General features: G+C 58.4%; 11 protein-coding genes and 1 tRNA gene. 7 read left to right on the top strand and 5 right to left on the bottom strand.

Features of this window, described 5'->3' with window-relative positions; all coding sequences use genetic code 11:
• Positions 1-107 precede the first annotated feature (107 nt).
• Genes CHN51_RS10245 through CHN51_RS10265 form a run of 5 tightly spaced genes read right to left on the bottom strand, consistent with a single transcriptional unit; the run spans position 108 to position 5,580 of the window.
• Positions 108-779 (bottom strand): enoyl-CoA hydratase/isomerase family protein, encoded by a 672-nt coding sequence (locus tag CHN51_RS10245; protein WP_100093932.1) that lies wholly within the window; start codon positions 777-779, stop codon positions 108-110.
• Positions 776-2,869, bottom strand: coding sequence for a S9 family peptidase (locus CHN51_RS10250; RefSeq protein WP_100093933.1), 2,094 nt, complete (start codon positions 2,867-2,869; stop codon positions 776-778). Before CHN51_RS10250 ends, CHN51_RS10245 begins: the two co-directional genes overlap by 4 nt.
• Positions 2,870-2,924: 55 nt before the next feature.
• Entirely contained in the window at positions 2,925-3,410 is a 486-nt protein-coding gene (locus CHN51_RS10255; RefSeq protein WP_164089118.1) for a DUF2497 domain-containing protein, read from the bottom strand.
• Between the two features lie 55 nt (positions 3,411-3,465).
• On the bottom strand, positions 3,466-4,929 hold the full coding sequence (locus CHN51_RS10260; protein ID WP_100093935.1) for a TolC family outer membrane protein: 1,464 nt from the start codon (positions 4,927-4,929) through the stop codon (positions 3,466-3,468).
• Positions 4,930-4,950: 21 nt separating this feature from the next.
• Positions 4,951-5,580, bottom strand: coding sequence for a protein-L-isoaspartate O-methyltransferase (locus tag CHN51_RS10265; protein ID WP_100093936.1), 630 nt, complete (start codon positions 5,578-5,580; stop codon positions 4,951-4,953).
• A gap of 276 nt (positions 5,581-5,856) precedes the next feature.
• Here CHN51_RS10265 and CHN51_RS10270 point away from each other — a divergent pair.
• The 7 genes from CHN51_RS10270 to CHN51_RS10300 all read left to right on the top strand — a co-directional run bounded on the left by CHN51_RS10270 (position 5,857) and on the right by CHN51_RS10300 (position 14,908).
• A tRNA-Cys gene (locus tag CHN51_RS10270) sits at positions 5,857-5,930 on the top strand.
• Positions 5,931-6,163: 233 nt separating this feature from the next.
• Complete coding sequence (locus tag CHN51_RS10275; protein ID WP_100093937.1) at positions 6,164-6,544, top strand: hypothetical protein; 381 nt, start codon at positions 6,164-6,166, stop codon at positions 6,542-6,544.
• A gap of 314 nt (positions 6,545-6,858) precedes the next feature.
• Positions 6,859-8,388, top strand: coding sequence for a hypothetical protein (locus CHN51_RS10280; protein ID WP_240616684.1), 1,530 nt, complete (start codon positions 6,859-6,861; stop codon positions 8,386-8,388).
• 71 nt (positions 8,389-8,459) lie between these two features.
• Entirely contained in the window at positions 8,460-11,186 is a 2,727-nt protein-coding gene (locus CHN51_RS10285; RefSeq protein WP_100093938.1) for a TonB-dependent receptor, read from the top strand.
• Between the two features lie 184 nt (positions 11,187-11,370).
• The gene (gene gspE / locus CHN51_RS10290) at positions 11,371-12,927 is read left to right on the top strand and encodes a type II secretion system ATPase GspE (protein WP_240616685.1); all 1,557 of its coding nucleotides are present in this window, start codon (positions 11,371-11,373) and stop codon (positions 12,925-12,927) included.
• Between the two features lie 65 nt (positions 12,928-12,992).
• Entirely contained in the window at positions 12,993-13,790 is a 798-nt protein-coding gene (locus tag CHN51_RS10295; RefSeq protein ID WP_100093939.1) for a tryptophan 2,3-dioxygenase, read from the top strand.
• On the top strand, positions 13,787-14,908 hold the full coding sequence (locus tag CHN51_RS10300) for a class V aminotransferase (RefSeq protein WP_100093940.1): 1,122 nt from the start codon (positions 13,787-13,789) through the stop codon (positions 14,906-14,908). Before CHN51_RS10295 ends, CHN51_RS10300 begins: the two co-directional genes overlap by 4 nt.
• Positions 14,909-15,049: the final 141 nt, after the last annotated feature.

Here is a 15,049-nt window from a genome sequence, read left to right on the forward strand (position 1 = left end):
GGAGACAACAGTGTTGTGCTCCGCACTTGGTGCGGAGCGCTATAAAGGGAAGTGCGATCCTGGCCTCCCGGAGCTCCGCATCCAGTGCCGAGCACACGGTCCCGCACTCAACCGTTCAAAATCGCATCGATCTCGGCATTGGCCTTGGCCCGTAATTGCCGTTTGCAGGCCTTGAAGCCGGGCTGAGCCGCCAGTTCCCGTGCGGTGGTAACGGCCTGATCGAGCAGTTGCCCGGGGCTTGCTAGCTCGTCAGCCAGGCCAGCGCTGAGGGCTTCGACAGGGTTTAGCAAATGCGAAGACAGAGCCAAGCGGCGCCGCCAGACGGGATTGAGCCAATGGTCCAGTATCGCCTGCGGAACGGGCGGGAAGGGCAGGCCGGCCTTTGCCTCCGGCAGGCCGATTTTATAGTCGCCCTGTGCCGCGACAATCCAGTCTGCTGCCAGCGCCATGATCCCGCCCGCGCCTATCGCGTTGCCGTTTAGTGCCACCACAAAGGCGCAGGGCAGGCGATGGAGTGAGGCCGCAAAAGCATCAATGGCGGCAGCGGCCTGTTTCTGGCCGGCCTTGTCCAGCGTCGCCGCGATTTTGGTGTCCATGCCGCAGGTAAAATGCTCGCCAGCCCCGGTCAGGACAACGCCATTTTCGGGAGGGTTGTCGGCCAGTGCCTGAAAGACCGCAATGCCGTCTTCCAGCAGCTCCGGGTGCAGCGTGTTGCGTTCGCCGTTGGTCAGCGTGACAATCATGGTGCCGTCGCGATCCTCGGTGGGGAAAAAGCTCATTGGCCTTTGCTGTCCTGCATATCAGTAGCGGTCCATTTGCCCATCCAGTCAAATACCGTCCGGTACCATTGCACGCTGTTCTTGCCCTTGAGCACCCAGTGGTTCTCATCGGGGTAGATCAGCAATTTGGACGGAATGTCCATTTCCTGCGCAACGGTGAAGGGCATGATGCTCTGGGTATAGGGGATCCGGAAATCCTTTTCGCCGTGAATGAACAGCGTTGGTGTTTTCCAGTTGGCGATTGTGTTCACCGGATTCCATTTTTCCGGATTGGGCCGCGACCACCAGTTGCCGCCGTGATCCCACTGGTCGAACCAGAGCTCTTCAGTGCTCAGCGCCATCGCGCGCAGGTCAAAAACACCGGCATGGTTGATCAGGCAGTCAAACCGGTCGGGCCAGTTGCCGGCAATCCAGTTCATCATATAGCCGCCGTAAGAACCGCCGAGGGCACAGGAGCGTTCACCGTCGATTTGCGGATCGGTTTCCAGTGCTGCTGCATAGCCCAGCTTCAGATCTTCGAGCGGCTTGCCACCCCAGTCCTGGTTGATGCTGTCGGTAAAGGCCTGCCCGTAACCGGCAGACCCATGGAAGTCGACCGTTACCGCTGCATAGCCTTGCGCCGCCATCACCTTCGGGTTCCAGCGGGTGGACCAGCTGTTGCCGAAACTGCTTTGGGGACCGCCGTGAACGAGAAAGGCCATCGGCAGTTTGCCGGTCGCGCCTTCCGGTTTGATAATCTGTCCCCAGACCGTGTCGCCATTGGCACCGGCAAAACTGAACCGTTCGATTTCGACCTTGTCGATTTCGGCCAGTTCGGAGCCGTTGATATTGGTCAGCTGCGTGACACTTCCGTCCGGTGCGCGGCGATACAGGTCCGTTGGCGCCTGCAGGCTGTTCATCGTGAAGATCAGCGAGCCGTCCTGCAATGGTATTGTGGTACCGACATTGCCTTCCGCCGTCAGACGCGTGACTTTGCCGGTCGCGACCTCCACTGCAAAGGCGGGATGATCGAGCACGTCCTGCGCGGTCACAATGAGATATTGATTGTCCGGTGTCCAGACTATGGAGCCGACCGAACGGTCCCAGTCCTTGGTCAGGGCAATGGCTTCGTCTTCATCGCTGCCTTGCTTGCGAAGCTTTACAACGAGTCGATCGGCCTCATAGCCGGGCCGTTCCATCGCCGCCCAGGCCAGCCATTCTCCGTCGGAAGAGAAAGCGGGCAGCGTATCGGTGGCTTCATTGCTTTGCGTATAGTTGACGGTACCCGTACCGTCGGCCTTGGCACCATATATATCGATATTGGTCGACTTGGGTTCATTCCGGTCCGCGGTCCTGAGTGCGAAGAACAGGCCGTCTTCTCCGGGCACCCAGGCGATTTCCTCGCCGCCGCCAAAGGGTTTGGAGGGGCTGTCGCCGACCAGATCACCATCCAGCGCCGCGCCGTCTCCCGCGACTTTGCCATCCTTCAGATCAAAAGCGAATATGCGGCTGTAATTGCCCGGTGTTTCCCAGCTCGACCAGTGGCGGATGAAAAGCTCGTCATATTCGCGACCGGTCCCGGGACCAGGCTCGGCCCGGTTTCCGCTATGATCGCAACCGAAGGTCGGGCAGTCTCTGGCAATATCTCCCCAAAGCGCGATTTTCTCGCCGGTCGGTGACAGCTTGAAGCCGGCGATATCAGCTTTCAGGTCGCTCGCCTGAACCGGATTGCCGACTTGATCGCCTGCCGTGATACGCGCATGCCAGAGCTGTTCCGAACCGCTCGCATCGCTCAGATAAAAGAGGCTGCCATCGGCCGCAAAGGCCGGGCTGTGTTCGCTTTTTCCGGGAGCATCGACGATGCGAACGGGGGCTGCATCGTCCCTATTCATATCCAGCAGATAAAGCGCGCTGGACCGGTCGTAGGTTTCCAGATCGGTTTCCGTAACGTCGAAAACCGCCCATTTCTCGTCCGGAGAAACCGCAACCGATCCCATGCGCTTCAGCGTGGCGAGGTCTTCCGCCGTCATGGGCCTTGCCGAGGCCATTGCAGGAAAAGCCGCTCCGGTGACGAGCAGCGCAGTGGTAAATGTTTTGAAAAATCTTGTCATGGGCCGCAGTTTAGCACGGCTGTCCGACAAGGCAATTGCGATTAGATCGGCGTGCCTATTTCTCGCTCAGCCGCTGGATCTCGCGCGCTACCAGTTCCTCGACGAGATCGGGCAGATTGGCGTCCAGCCATTGCTTGATCATCGGCCGCATCAGGTCGCGGGTGAGGTCTTCCAGCGAAGTGCCGCCGACGGGTGGTGTTGCCGGTCTGCGTTCCATCGCTTCTTTTTCGACCAGAGCCGAGAGTGACTGGCGCATGCTGTCCAGCTTGTTGTCGTCGATCAGCCGATCTTCCTTGCGGCGATCGCCGAACACGCCGCTGGCGGATGAGCTTTGCTGTCCCGGCAATTCTTCGGTCAGTTCCAATATTTCTTCGTCCCGGTCTGCGGGCACTATGTCGGGGACGGCTTGCAGCGCCGGTTTCGCGGAAGTCTTGCGGCGTGGCAAGGGGCGATCCTCATCGATCGCCTTGTCTTCAGCGATGATGCGTTTGATCGACGAGAGGATTTCCTCCATCGATGATTCCCTGTTCTGTTCAGCCATGTGCGAAACCCCCAAGCTTATACTCTGTTGCCGGATCCGATCGACGCCATCCATTCTATTGACGCGCCGGCGTCGCGGGCAATGGCTCTATCTCCGCTTTTTGCGCTGGCGTGTCAACGGTTCTGGTCGCTTGCGGCTCCGGATCGGGGTCGCTCTGATAATCGTAGAACATGTCATCGACCCGTTCGTAATTGAGGTCGGGATCATAAAGCGGCCCGCCTTCCAGTCCCAGATCGCGCGCTTCTGCTCTGCCCATGGCGGCGAGCAGGGAGAAACCCGCGACATAACTGTTGCGGCGGGCGGTCACCAGCTGGACCTGCGCATTGAGCAGTTCCTGCTCGGCGTTCAAAATGTCCAAAATGGTCCGGTTGCCGACGGAATTTTCAGCCCGCACACCTTCCAGAGACAGGCTGGCTGCAGCCACCGCCCGCTCGGAAGACTGGATCACCCGTTCCGCGGCGCGCCAGCTGGAATAGGCCGCACGGGTCTGCGCGATGACGTCGCGCTCGACGGCGATCAGCTGCTCATAGGCCTGGCCGGAACGCGCTTGTGCTTGGCGGATCTGGGCGGCCGGACGTCCTCCCTGATAGATGGGCATGCTGGCACGGACACCCACTTCGGCGGTAGATTGTTCCTGAATGAAAACGCTGCCGGGAACATTTCCGCCCAGCGTGCCGTGATAGTTCAGATAGCGCCCTTGCGCATAAGTGCTGACCTTTGGCTTGTTGCCTGCCCGCGCTGACTTGATATCAAATTCGGCCGCATCGCTGCGTTCCTTTGCGGCCAGCAAATCGGGGTTGTAGGACAGCGCCAGATCCACCGCCTGATCCGGTGTTTCCGGCATGTTCGGCAAAGGCGGGGGCGGTTCCAGATCGCCGGGTTCGTGCCCGACCAGAGCGATATAATTTTCCTTGCTGCGAATCAGGCTGGCCCGCACGGTTTCCAGGTCGCCCTTCGCCACTTCCAGCCGGGATTCCGATTGCGCCACATCGGTCCGCGTCAAATCCCCGATTTCGAATCGGTCGCTCGTCGCTTCCAGATTGACCGTTAGAACGCCGACATTGGCCCGGTTCAGCTTGACGATCGCGGTGTCGCGGATCACGTCCATATAAGTGGCGACCACATTGCTGAACAGGCTCGCTTCGGTTGCGCGGAGATCATATTGTCCGGCTTCCACTCTGGTGCGCGCCGCACGAATGGCGTTTTTGACCGCTCCTCCGGAATAGATCGGCACTTCTACCGAGCCACCCGCCGTGGACTGGCGCAGCGGGGCGGTGAAGCTATTGGCGCTGCGCAGGAAGTTTTCCTGAAAGCCGAAGTCCGTGGTGGCATTCGGCCGGCCATCGGCTTTGGCAATGGCAACGGTTTCATCGGTTGCCCGCTGTGCTGCGCGCGCGCCCGACAAGGTGGGGTTGGTCTGATAGGCGGCTTCCAGCGCATCGCGCAACGTATCGGCTTGCACGGGGGCAGACAGTAGCGCCACGATAGCTGTGCCAAGGAAAAGGCGGCGTCTACTCATAGTATCACTCTCCCGAACGCCTTAAAATTTGAAGCTTTTTGCTTTTTCAAAGCCGGGCAGGGCACAGGCCCCGCAATCGGCAAAATATTGATAGCCGACATGCCCCCCTGCCGTCCGGCCCAGCGCAAGGCGGGACACGCCATCGTTCATGACGGCACCAACAATGCGACCGTCCGGCGCAAGTTGATCGACCAGAGTCTGGGGAATTTCTTCCACCAGCCCGTCGATCACGATCACGGAATACGGCGCGGACTGAACCCAGCCATCGGCGTGATTGCCGGTCTCTATCCGAACATTGTCAAAATCAGCCAGATTTTTAACGGCGAGCGCTGCCAGCTTGGCATCCTGTTCCACCGCGACGACAGACCCTGCGAGTTGCGCCAGTACCGCCGCTGTATAGCCGCTGGCCGCGCCAATCAGCAGGACTTTGTCATCTTTCGTCGCATGCGCTACATTCAGCAAACGCCCGGTGGTTAGCGGTGGATTCAACGCCCGGCCGTCACCGATCTGCACCCCGCGATCGGCATAAGCGAAGCTGCGTTGTGCAGCGGGGACGAAATCTTCCCGGGCGATATGGCTCATGGCCGCGATAACCCGGGGATCGCTCACTTCGGTTGTGCGCAACTGGCTGACAACCATGGCTTTGCGCATTTGTTTGAAATTTTCCTGGCCCAAGCGTCGATCCTCGCAATGAATAGTGTGCGTCCATGCCATTTCTGTATTACGAATACAATACACTATGGCTGAGATTTTGTCGCTTCTAGCCCGCCTTGTCCCATGCGCCAAGATGGATTCCGGTGATTTTCTGCTGACTGCGTCTTTTACGCGACAAAGGAGCATTTTCGATCGATCTGCGGCAATGGGATTGGAGGACGCAACTTTGGGTTGACTTTCGCTGCAAAGCGAAGCAATTCGCGCCCTCTCTCTGGCCCGATGGCGGAGTGGTGACGCAGCGGATTGCAAATCCGCGCACCCCGGTTCGATTCCGGGTCGGGCCTCCAGAGACTATCCCCATCCTTTGTCATTGATTGAATCGCCGGCGATTCGTGCGTGCTTCACCCCCCGCATCGCGCCTGCACGGGAGTTGCCGTCCGATCTTCGATGCAGGCCTGTTCGAAGCTTGGAAAGCCGCTTCCCAAGGCCGCAAGGATAAATATTACAGTTTTGTTGCAGTTATATTGCATTTCTTGTCACATAAGTGTAACAAAGGTCTTCAGGTAGAGGAGAAGACATCATGATATCCGCAAAAATTCTGGGTTCCGCCGCCGCTGCGTTTTTGATGGGAAACGCCGCTTCAGCCCAGCCCGCCGGCGAGATCGGTTACGAAACAGGCGCGCTCGGTTATGATGCGCTGGTTGCCGGAGATAACGCGCTGGCCTTGCAGCAGCTGGAAGCGTCCGAGCGGGAGCATGCAAAGGACCCCGCCCGACTGATCAATCTGGGCCAGACTTATGCCCGGCTGGGACGCACGGGCGATGCCGCGCGCATGTTCATGGCGGCCAGAGACAGCAGTCGCAATTTTGATCTGGTGCTGGCCAATGGCGATGTGATCAATTCCCGGGATGCCGCTGAACTGGCCCTGCGGAATCTCAACGAGCAGATCGCGCGCCGATAGACGCCAACAGTTTCGGGGAACCACTCCCGCAGTCTTTATATTTTGAAAGGTGGCCGTCTTTGCGGCCATCTTTTTTTCTGCATAATTGGCAAAGCGCATGCATGTGATCTTCCCGGTAAGCGGTTCAAATCCGCTGGACCGGGGGCGCTGAAAAATATCCGTCACAATTGAGTCTCCGAACCGTCACGCAAACAGCATCGGCGGGTCATTTCCTGTCCCTAGTGCCCTTTCCCGAGGGCGATGGGGGCCGGTTGATTCGAACCGCATCGTTTGATTCGAAAGTATCAAATCAGTTTTTTGCGGAGACCAATCCCATGTTGAATAAGCAATTTCGTTCTGTCCTGTTTGCAGGTGCAGCAGCTGTCGCGGTAACAGCTTGCGGTGCCGACGACGTAGCGTCACCGGGCGAAGGCAATATCGTCGTGCTGCCCGCACCGGCTCCGACACCGACTCCGACCCCCACGCCGACACCGACTCCGGGAACGCCGGCGGCCGATTGCCCGACGGGCTTCACCAATGCCGGTGTTCTGGCGAACAACCGGGTCTGCCAGATACCAAACAGCATCCAGACGGCCCTGACAGTCCCGCAACGTGACGGTACCATCTATTCGATGAGCGGTCGGGTAGAGGTCGGCACCGACGTTGGCGGCGATGGCGCAGCGGCCGGCGGCGTGTCCAGCAGCCTCACCGTTGAGCCCGGGGTAGTGGTCTTTGCCCAGAGCGCGACGACCTTCCTGATCGTCAACCGCGGATCGACCTTTAACGCTCCGGGTACCGCAAGCGAACCGGTGATTTTTACCTCGCGCCAGAATATCGAAGGCACGACCACCGATGCTGACTCGAACCAGTGGGGCGGAATTCTGGTTCTCGGTCGCGCGCCGATCAGTAACTGCATCGGCGCTGTTGCCGGCGGCACTGCCGGATGTCAGCAACTGGCAGAGGGTGCAGGCCCGTCCGATTTCTACGGCGGAGACCAAGCGGCCGACAATAGCGGCACTATCAGTTACCTGCAGGTTCGTTATACCGGTCGGGCTGCATCGGCCAACCAGGAACTTCAGGGCCTGACCTTGGGTGGCGTTGGTTCGGGTACCGATATCTCCTACGTCCAGATCCACAATAGCGGTGATGACGGTGTCGAAATCTTTGGTGGCACGGTCAATCTGGACCACCTGATTATCACCGGTGCGGACGATGACTCGCTAGACACCGATGTCGGCTACAAGGGGGCCATCCAGTTTGTTATCGGCGTTCAGAACACCACCGGTGGCGACACATTGTGGGAAGTTGACTCCGATGATGACAGCGGCTTCGATTTCACCCCGCGTCAGGATGTCAAGCTGGCCAATTTCACCTTCATCCAACGCAAGACAGGCGACAAGGTCATTCACCTTCGTGGCGGACCGGATGCAGCGATCCTTAACGGCATTCTGGTCGGACCGGGAACCTGCCTGGATATCGATCAGGCCGAAACGGTTCAGGCAGCCAATGCCGCGCTTGACGAGCTCGGCCCCCCACGGATCCAGTCAGTGGTTGGCAGCTGTGCCACGGGCGACTTTGATGCGGATGCCGATACGTTTGAAGCCACTGCGGTGAATGCTGCGGGCAATGCGAATAACGACTTCAACTTCGTATCCAGCCTGATTTCCCTGTTCATCAATGGCTCGAACGAAACGGGAGTGACTCCGGTCGCGAATATCACGAGCTTCAGCCCGGACTTCTTGCAGGTAGATTATATCGGTGCCGTCCGCGACATCAACGATCTCTGGTACCAGAGCTGGTCTTGCAACGCGAGCTACGCCGATTTCGGTTCTCTCCAGACTTGCGCAGCTTCGCCAGTCTCCTGATCGCTACAGCCAGTTCAGGAGGTGGCGGCCCGTGTCGCCACCTCCCTTTCTTTTTATCCGAGGGATCATCAATGTCGAAACCTGCCCCACTCGCGAGCATACTCCTTTTTTCCACAGCACTCAGCCCTCTGCCGGCTTTGGCGCAAGCGAGCCCGGCTGAAGTCGTTGAGCCTTCTGAAGCTGAACCAGCTGAAGAAACGCAATCCGGCGATGATGTCGACATTTCTGCTCCTGGCGGCGGCTTCAGTGGCGAGATTATCGTTCGCGGCCGCTATATCCCCAATTCCATACGCAATAATTCGAGCGTGATTTCCGTCCTTTCGACAGAAGATATTGCCCGATCGGGCGATGGCGATATTGCCGGTGCTCTGGAACGGGTCACCGGGCTTTCGGTTGATAGTGGCGGTTTTGTCTATGTTCGTGGTCTCGGCGACCGTTATTCGCAGGCTTTGCTGAACGGCACGCTTATCCCCTCGCCGGAGCCGCTAAAGCGGGTTGTACCGCTTGATATTTTTCCTGCCTCGGTGCTTGCCAGTGCCACGGTGCAGAAGAGCTATTCGGTAAATTATCCCGGTGAATTTGGCGGCGGTCTAATCAATCTGACGACGGCTGCCATTCCCGATGAAAGCTATTTCGAATTCGGAATGGGCATGGGCATGAATAGCGAAACAACCGGGAAGCTTGGCTATACCCATTTCGGCAGCGACAGTGACTGGACCGGTTTTGACGACGGTACCCGCGACGTGCCGGCCGGACTGGCTGCAGCATTTAACGCCGGGTCCCGGATCGAACTGGGTCCTGATTTCACCCAGGAGCAATTGCAGGATTTTACCGCCAGCCTGGTTAACGCGCCGACCACATTGGTTCAGCGCAATAACGATATTCCGGTCAACTGGAGCGCCGATATGAGCGCTGGTCTGGCCAAGGATATTGGCGCCAGCCGTCTTGGCGTGATCTTCAATGCCTCGTACAGCAACAAGTTCTTCACCCGCGATTCCATTGAACAGGGGGGCACCACCAGCATCATTGCCGATGACGGTCGCAACGTGCGTACCGATCACAATATCGTGGTTAGCGGACTTCTCGGCCTGGGTCTTGAGGTGGACGAGCATGTAATCCGCTGGACCAATCTCTACATTCGGGATTCTCTGAAACAGACAAGCCTCAAAGCCGCGGACAATATCAATACCGGCGAAATCGACCCCACCACGCCGGCGGATGAAATGCGTCAGCAGACCAACTGGATCGAACGTCAGTTGATAGACACAGTTCTGGTTGGCGAATTCAAATTCGGCGATATATCGCTTGATGTTCGCGGTGGTTACGCGAATTCGCAGCGCGAAGCTCCCTATGAGCGCTCCTTTACCTATTTCTATGACCCGGTTGCCGAGGATTATGTAAATAACCTGCTGACCAACCCGCAGTCGGCCACCATCGCATTCAGCGATCTGAACGAAGATGTGTGGAATGGTGGTATAGACTTTGCCTATGCTCTGCCAACTTCGCGCAACATAACTTTGTCGACCGGCTACAGCTATGTGAACACCAGCCGGAACGCATCCCGACGCGACTTCCGTTACTTCCCGACCAGCAGCCTGCCGTTCGGGGTGAGCCAGGAGCGCCCAGATTATCTCATCTCCGACTTCAATGTCTACGGCGGCTACACAGAAGGCATTACAACCGACGGTATTTTCATTCAGGAAGACCAGACCAATGCAGGATCTCAGGCCTATGATGCAGAGCTGACTGTTCACGGCGCCTATGTCAAAGCGGATGTGGAACTGCTTGACTTCGTTCAGGCCGAATTGGGTGTCCGCTATGAAACGGCTGATCAGTCGATAACCGCGCTGGATATCTACAATGACGGCACGCTGGTGCAGACAGCGCCGCTCGAAAATGACTATTGGCTGCCTGCCGGCACGCTGACGTGGAATTTTGCGGAGGATATGCAATTCCGTGCAAGTGCTTCGAAAACCATCGCTCGTCCGCAATTTCGCGAACTGGCCCGGCCGCAATATCTCGACCCGGACTCCGGCCGGGTATTCTCGGGCAACCCCTTTCTCGAAGATAGCGAACTGTTCAACGCCGAAGCCCGTCTAGAATATTATTTTGGCGATGGAGAACGTGTCCTGCTGGCCGGCTTCTACAAGAAGATCGACAATCCGATCGAACCCGTTGCATTCATTCCTGCCGGCAGTTCGGATTTCCAGACCACCTTTGCCAACGCTCCGGAAGCCCAGCTATATGGTGCGGAAATCGAGCTGCTGAAATATTTCCCTATGGATGGGCTGGGGAATTCAGATTTTTTTGCGGATAGAAGGTTCGTTGCGATTGCCAACTATACCTATACCGACTCCGAGCTGAAAGTGGGCGCCAATGATACGACCATCCTGGACGATACGCTGGGCGTGCGTTCGGCCGATCAGGTGTTCATTGACGGTTCGCCTTTGACTGGACAATCGAAACATCTGGCAAATTTTCAATTCGGTATCGAAAATACCGAACGGCTTTCTCAATATACGTTCCTGCTCAGCTATGCGAGTGACCGGGTCACGACGCGCGGCCCGATCACGGGCGGCCAGCCCGATCCGGATCTGGTGCAGGACGCAAGCCTGAAGCTGGATTTTGTTGCGAGAGAAGCGGTCAGCATTGCCGGTCAGGAACTGGAAATTAAGTTTGAAGCCCGCAATCTGACCAACGAGAATTTCCGGGAAACCCAGTCGGGCAATGTTCTGATCATCAACCAGCAATATGATCTCGGCCGTAGTTTCTCCATCGGGGTCAAGGCGAAATTCTGAACCCCTGCGCGAGCGTAACCTATCTGTCACCTAAGTGTCGCGGAGGCGTCACCATAGCGATCTAGCCAGTGTAATGGGCAAGACAGGACAGGGACGTCGTGATAACCGGATTTCTGACAACAGACTGCAAGAATAGGGTCGGATCGGCCGGGCAGGCCGTCCGATCCAATGACGGGTTGCTGCCATGAACATGCCCGCTCCGGTCGAAAAATCACCCGGCGGGAACATATCCCGGCCCATTTCTGACAGCGAAGCGCCGCTGCTCGACCTTCCCTACAGCTATGCCCGCGATCAGGGTGTTATAATCTGTTCGATGGAGGACGAGCGGGCAACGATAGCAATGCGCGAGGGTGCGGACCCGTCCGCCTTGTTGGAAGTGCGGCGCTATCTGGCTCTGCCCTTTGATGTGGAACTGGTCGATGGTCCGGCGTTCGAGAAGCTGCTCAGCGCCCATTATGCGATGGACGGATCGGCTGCCGCCATGGCGGGCGATATGGCGCTGGCGGGCGGGGGGCTGGACGATATTGCGGGGGATATTCCGAGCGCCGAGGATTTGCTCGACAGCGCCGATGATGCGCCGACGATCCGGCTGATTAACGGGATCATTGCCGAAGCGGCAAGGCAGGGCGCTTCTGATATCCATATAGAACCCTATGAGACGGGTCTGGTCGTGCGGATGCGGGTCGACGGCGTGCTGACCGAGAAACTGCGCATGCCGCCGCATGTCGCCGGCGTGATCGTTAACCGGATCAAGGTAATGGCACGGCTCGATATTGCCGAAAGAAGAATTCCGCAGGATGGCCGGATCAGCCTGACGCTGGGCGGGAAATTGCTCGACGTGCGCGTTTCGACCTTGCCCAACCGGGCGAGCGAGCGGGTGGTGATGCGGATTCTCGACAAGGAAAGCGCGGGTATCTCGCTCGACCTGCTGGGCATGTCGCCCAATACCCATGCGATCCTGACCGATGCGCTCAGCGAACCCAATGGTATCATATTGGTCACCGGCCCCACCGGCTCGGGCAAGACCACAACGCTTTACGCCGGGCTCAAGCAGCTCAATGACGGCAGCCGCAATATCCTGACCGTCGAGGACCCGGTGGAATATGCGATCGAGGGGATCGGCCAGACGCAAGTCAATGCAAAGGTCGGGCTGACCTTTGCTGCAGGATTGAGGGCGATCCTGAGGCAGGACCCGGATGTCGTGATGATCGGGGAGATCAGAGATAGAGAGACGGCAGAGATTGCAGTGCAGGCGAGTCTTACCGGTCATCTCGTCCTCTCGACCGTTCACACCAACGATGCGGTTGGCGCGATCACCAGAATGCGCGACATGAAGGTGGAGCCGTTTCTGCTCGCCTCGACCCTGCGCGCGGTCATTGCCCAGCGTCTGGTTAGAAAACTCTGCGAACATTGCCGCACGCCGATCCAGGCGGACGGCTCGCTGGCTTCGCTGCTCGGTTTTGATAATGGCACGGTGGTCTATCGCGAGACCGGCTGCGACCATTGCAACCAGACCGGCTTTCAGGGCCGGATCGGCGTGTTCGAGGCGATCCGGATTGACGACACGCTGCGCAAGCTGATCAACGACGGTGGCGACGAGGCGCGCATTGCATCGCATGCATTTCTCAAACAGCCCAATCTCGGCTCCGCGGCCCGGGCGCTCGTCCGCGAAGGCCTAACCACTGCCGAAGAAGGAATCCGGATTTCCCGCCGCGAAAGCGAGACGATATTGATTGGATGAGATGATTTCATCGGATATCAGTCCGCTTCTCTTCCCATCAGGCGATAGCGGCGTTACACTTCCGCATGACCGATATATCCACCATGACCTATGCGCGCTATCTGGCGCTGGACACATTGCTCGACGCGCAGCATCCCCGGTCCGATCTGGACGACGAGATGCTGTTCATCATCATCCACCAGACCAAGGAACTGTGGCTCAAGCAGATCATCCGCGAGATGCGCTTCGCCAAGCAGCAAATCAGGACCGATGCGCTGGTGCCGGCTTATAAGGCGCTGGCGCGGGTCAGCCGGATCCAGGCTGTCATGACGCTGAGCTGGGACGTATTGTCGACCATGACGCCGAGCGATTATACGCGCTTCCGTCATGTTCTAGGACCCAGCTCGGGTTTCCAGTCCGACCAGTTCCGGACCGTCGAATATATGCTCGGCCTCAAGGACAAGGGCTTCCTGAAATATCAGGAGGATCGTCCGGAAGCGCAGTCGGCGATGCAGGCCGCGCTGGACCAGCCGAGCATCTGGGATGATGCGATCGCGGCGCTGGCGCGGGCCGGTTTCGATATTGATCCAGAGCTTCTGGACCGCGATTTTTCGCAATCCCATCAACCGTCCGAACAGGTCGAGGCAGCGTTTTTGGAAGTCTATCGCAAGCCCGAGCAATATTGGGAGCTTTATCAGCTGGCGGAAAAGCTGGTCGATCTGGATGATGCAATGGCGACCTGGCGCCACAAGCATGTGCTGACGGTCGAACGGATCATCGGCGGCAAAATGGGAACCGGCGGCACGGCGGGCGTTTCCTATCTGCAGAGCACCGTGGCGAAGCGCGCCTTTCCCGAACTATGGTCACTGCGTACCCAGTTATGAGCTGGAAACATCTGTTCTCCCGTTCTCTGTCGGCCAATCCAAAGCGGCTGCATTTTGCCGCCCACAGCCACCATCTCTGGGCCAATGCCAGCCACGACGGCCATATGGCGGCCTGGCAGGATGCAGCGGCGCTGGCCGATCACAAATGGGACAAGATCATGGGGCCGGTCTGGACCGCAGCGCAGCAGCATGTTGCGATTGAACTGAACCTGCCCGATCCTGCCACCCTGTGCTTCGCGCCGAACACGCATGATTTCATCGTGCGCCTGTTGTCGACCATCCCGAAGCGGCCGGTCCGGGTGCTCGCGACCGATGGCGAGTTTCACAGTTTTCGTCGGCAGATGACCCGCTGGGTGGAGGCAGGGGAGGTCGTCCTGCAAACCGCTTCGCCGGAAGGCTTGCTGGAGGCGGCTCGATCCGGTGGTTTCGACCTGATATTTGCCAGCCACGTGCTGTTCAATTCCGGCACCATCATCTCCGCGCTGGACGAGCTTGCGGCGCTGGCGCGTCCCGAGGGACCTTGGGTTGTGATCGATGGCTACCATGGCTTCATGGCGGTGGAGACCGACCTGTCGGACATCGCTGACCGGGTGTTTTATCTCTCGGGTGGGTACAAATATGCGATGGCCGGGGAAGGGGCCTGTTTCCTGCACGCACCGCCGGGCTATGCCAAACGGCCGGTCGTGACCGGCTGGTATGCCGCCTTCGACGATCTGGCCCTGCCACCCGAAGAGGTCGGTTATGCACCGGACGGGCGGCGCTTTCTGGGCAGCACGTTCGATCCGTCCGGCCTTTACCGTTTTAACGCGGTCCAGAATATGCTGACCGCAGAAGGGCTGACGACAGCGGTAATTTCCAGCCATGTCGGCGTATTGCAGGCGCAGTTTCTGGAAGATGGCCCGCTGGCAGATTTCGAACTGCTCAACCCGCTTGGCGACCGGCAGCACGCCCGTTTTCTCGCCTTTCGCGGTGACACAGCCTCCGCGCTCCATGACCGGCTGGCCGCGCGCAATGTCGTGACCGATGTGCGCGGCGATGTCCTGCGGATCGGCTTTGGTCTTTATCATGACCACGACGATGTGGCCCGCTTGCTAAAAATAATAGGCGAGCCGGGCTGAGCGATTTGCCGCTACGGCCTGACAGCTCTGACCCGTCACTCAGCGGCTTTCGAGATTTTGGCCGCACATTTTTCCATTGACCTGAGCAAATTCAGCCATAGGCTTAACCGATCAATTAACTTCGCCTTGCAAAGGACAGAG

Origin of the sequence: Sphingorhabdus sp. YGSMI21 (assembly GCF_002776575.1) — a bacterium.
Taxonomy (GTDB): Bacteria; Pseudomonadota; Alphaproteobacteria; order Sphingomonadales; family Sphingomonadaceae; genus Parasphingorhabdus.

Bases quoted from the DNA above. Each gene is read 5' to 3' on its own strand.
- CHN51_RS10245 (WP_100093932.1), bottom strand. From the start codon at position 779: ATGAGCTTTTTCCCCACCGAGGATCGCGACGGCACCATGATTGTCACG.
- CHN51_RS10250 (WP_100093933.1), bottom strand. From the start codon at position 2,869: ATGACAAGATTTTTCAAAACATTTACCACTGCGCTGCTCGTCACCGGA.
- CHN51_RS10255 (WP_164089118.1), bottom strand. From the start codon at position 3,410: ATGGCTGAACAGAACAGGGAATCATCGATGGAGGAAATCCTCTCGTCG.
- CHN51_RS10260 (WP_100093935.1), bottom strand. From the start codon at position 4,929: ATGAGTAGACGCCGCCTTTTCCTTGGCACAGCTATCGTGGCGCTACTG.
- CHN51_RS10265 (WP_100093936.1), bottom strand. From the start codon at position 5,580: ATGCGCAAAGCCATGGTTGTCAGCCAGTTGCGCACAACCGAAGTGAGC.
- CHN51_RS10275 (WP_100093937.1), top strand. From the start codon at position 6,164: ATGATATCCGCAAAAATTCTGGGTTCCGCCGCCGCTGCGTTTTTGATG.
- CHN51_RS10280 (WP_240616684.1), top strand. From the start codon at position 6,859: ATGTTGAATAAGCAATTTCGTTCTGTCCTGTTTGCAGGTGCAGCAGCT.
- CHN51_RS10285 (WP_100093938.1), top strand. From the start codon at position 8,460: ATGTCGAAACCTGCCCCACTCGCGAGCATACTCCTTTTTTCCACAGCA.
- gspE (WP_240616685.1), top strand. From the start codon at position 11,371: ATGAACATGCCCGCTCCGGTCGAAAAATCACCCGGCGGGAACATATCC.
- CHN51_RS10295 (WP_100093939.1), top strand. From the start codon at position 12,993: ATGACCGATATATCCACCATGACCTATGCGCGCTATCTGGCGCTGGAC.
- CHN51_RS10300 (WP_100093940.1), top strand. From the start codon at position 13,787: ATGAGCTGGAAACATCTGTTCTCCCGTTCTCTGTCGGCCAATCCAAAG.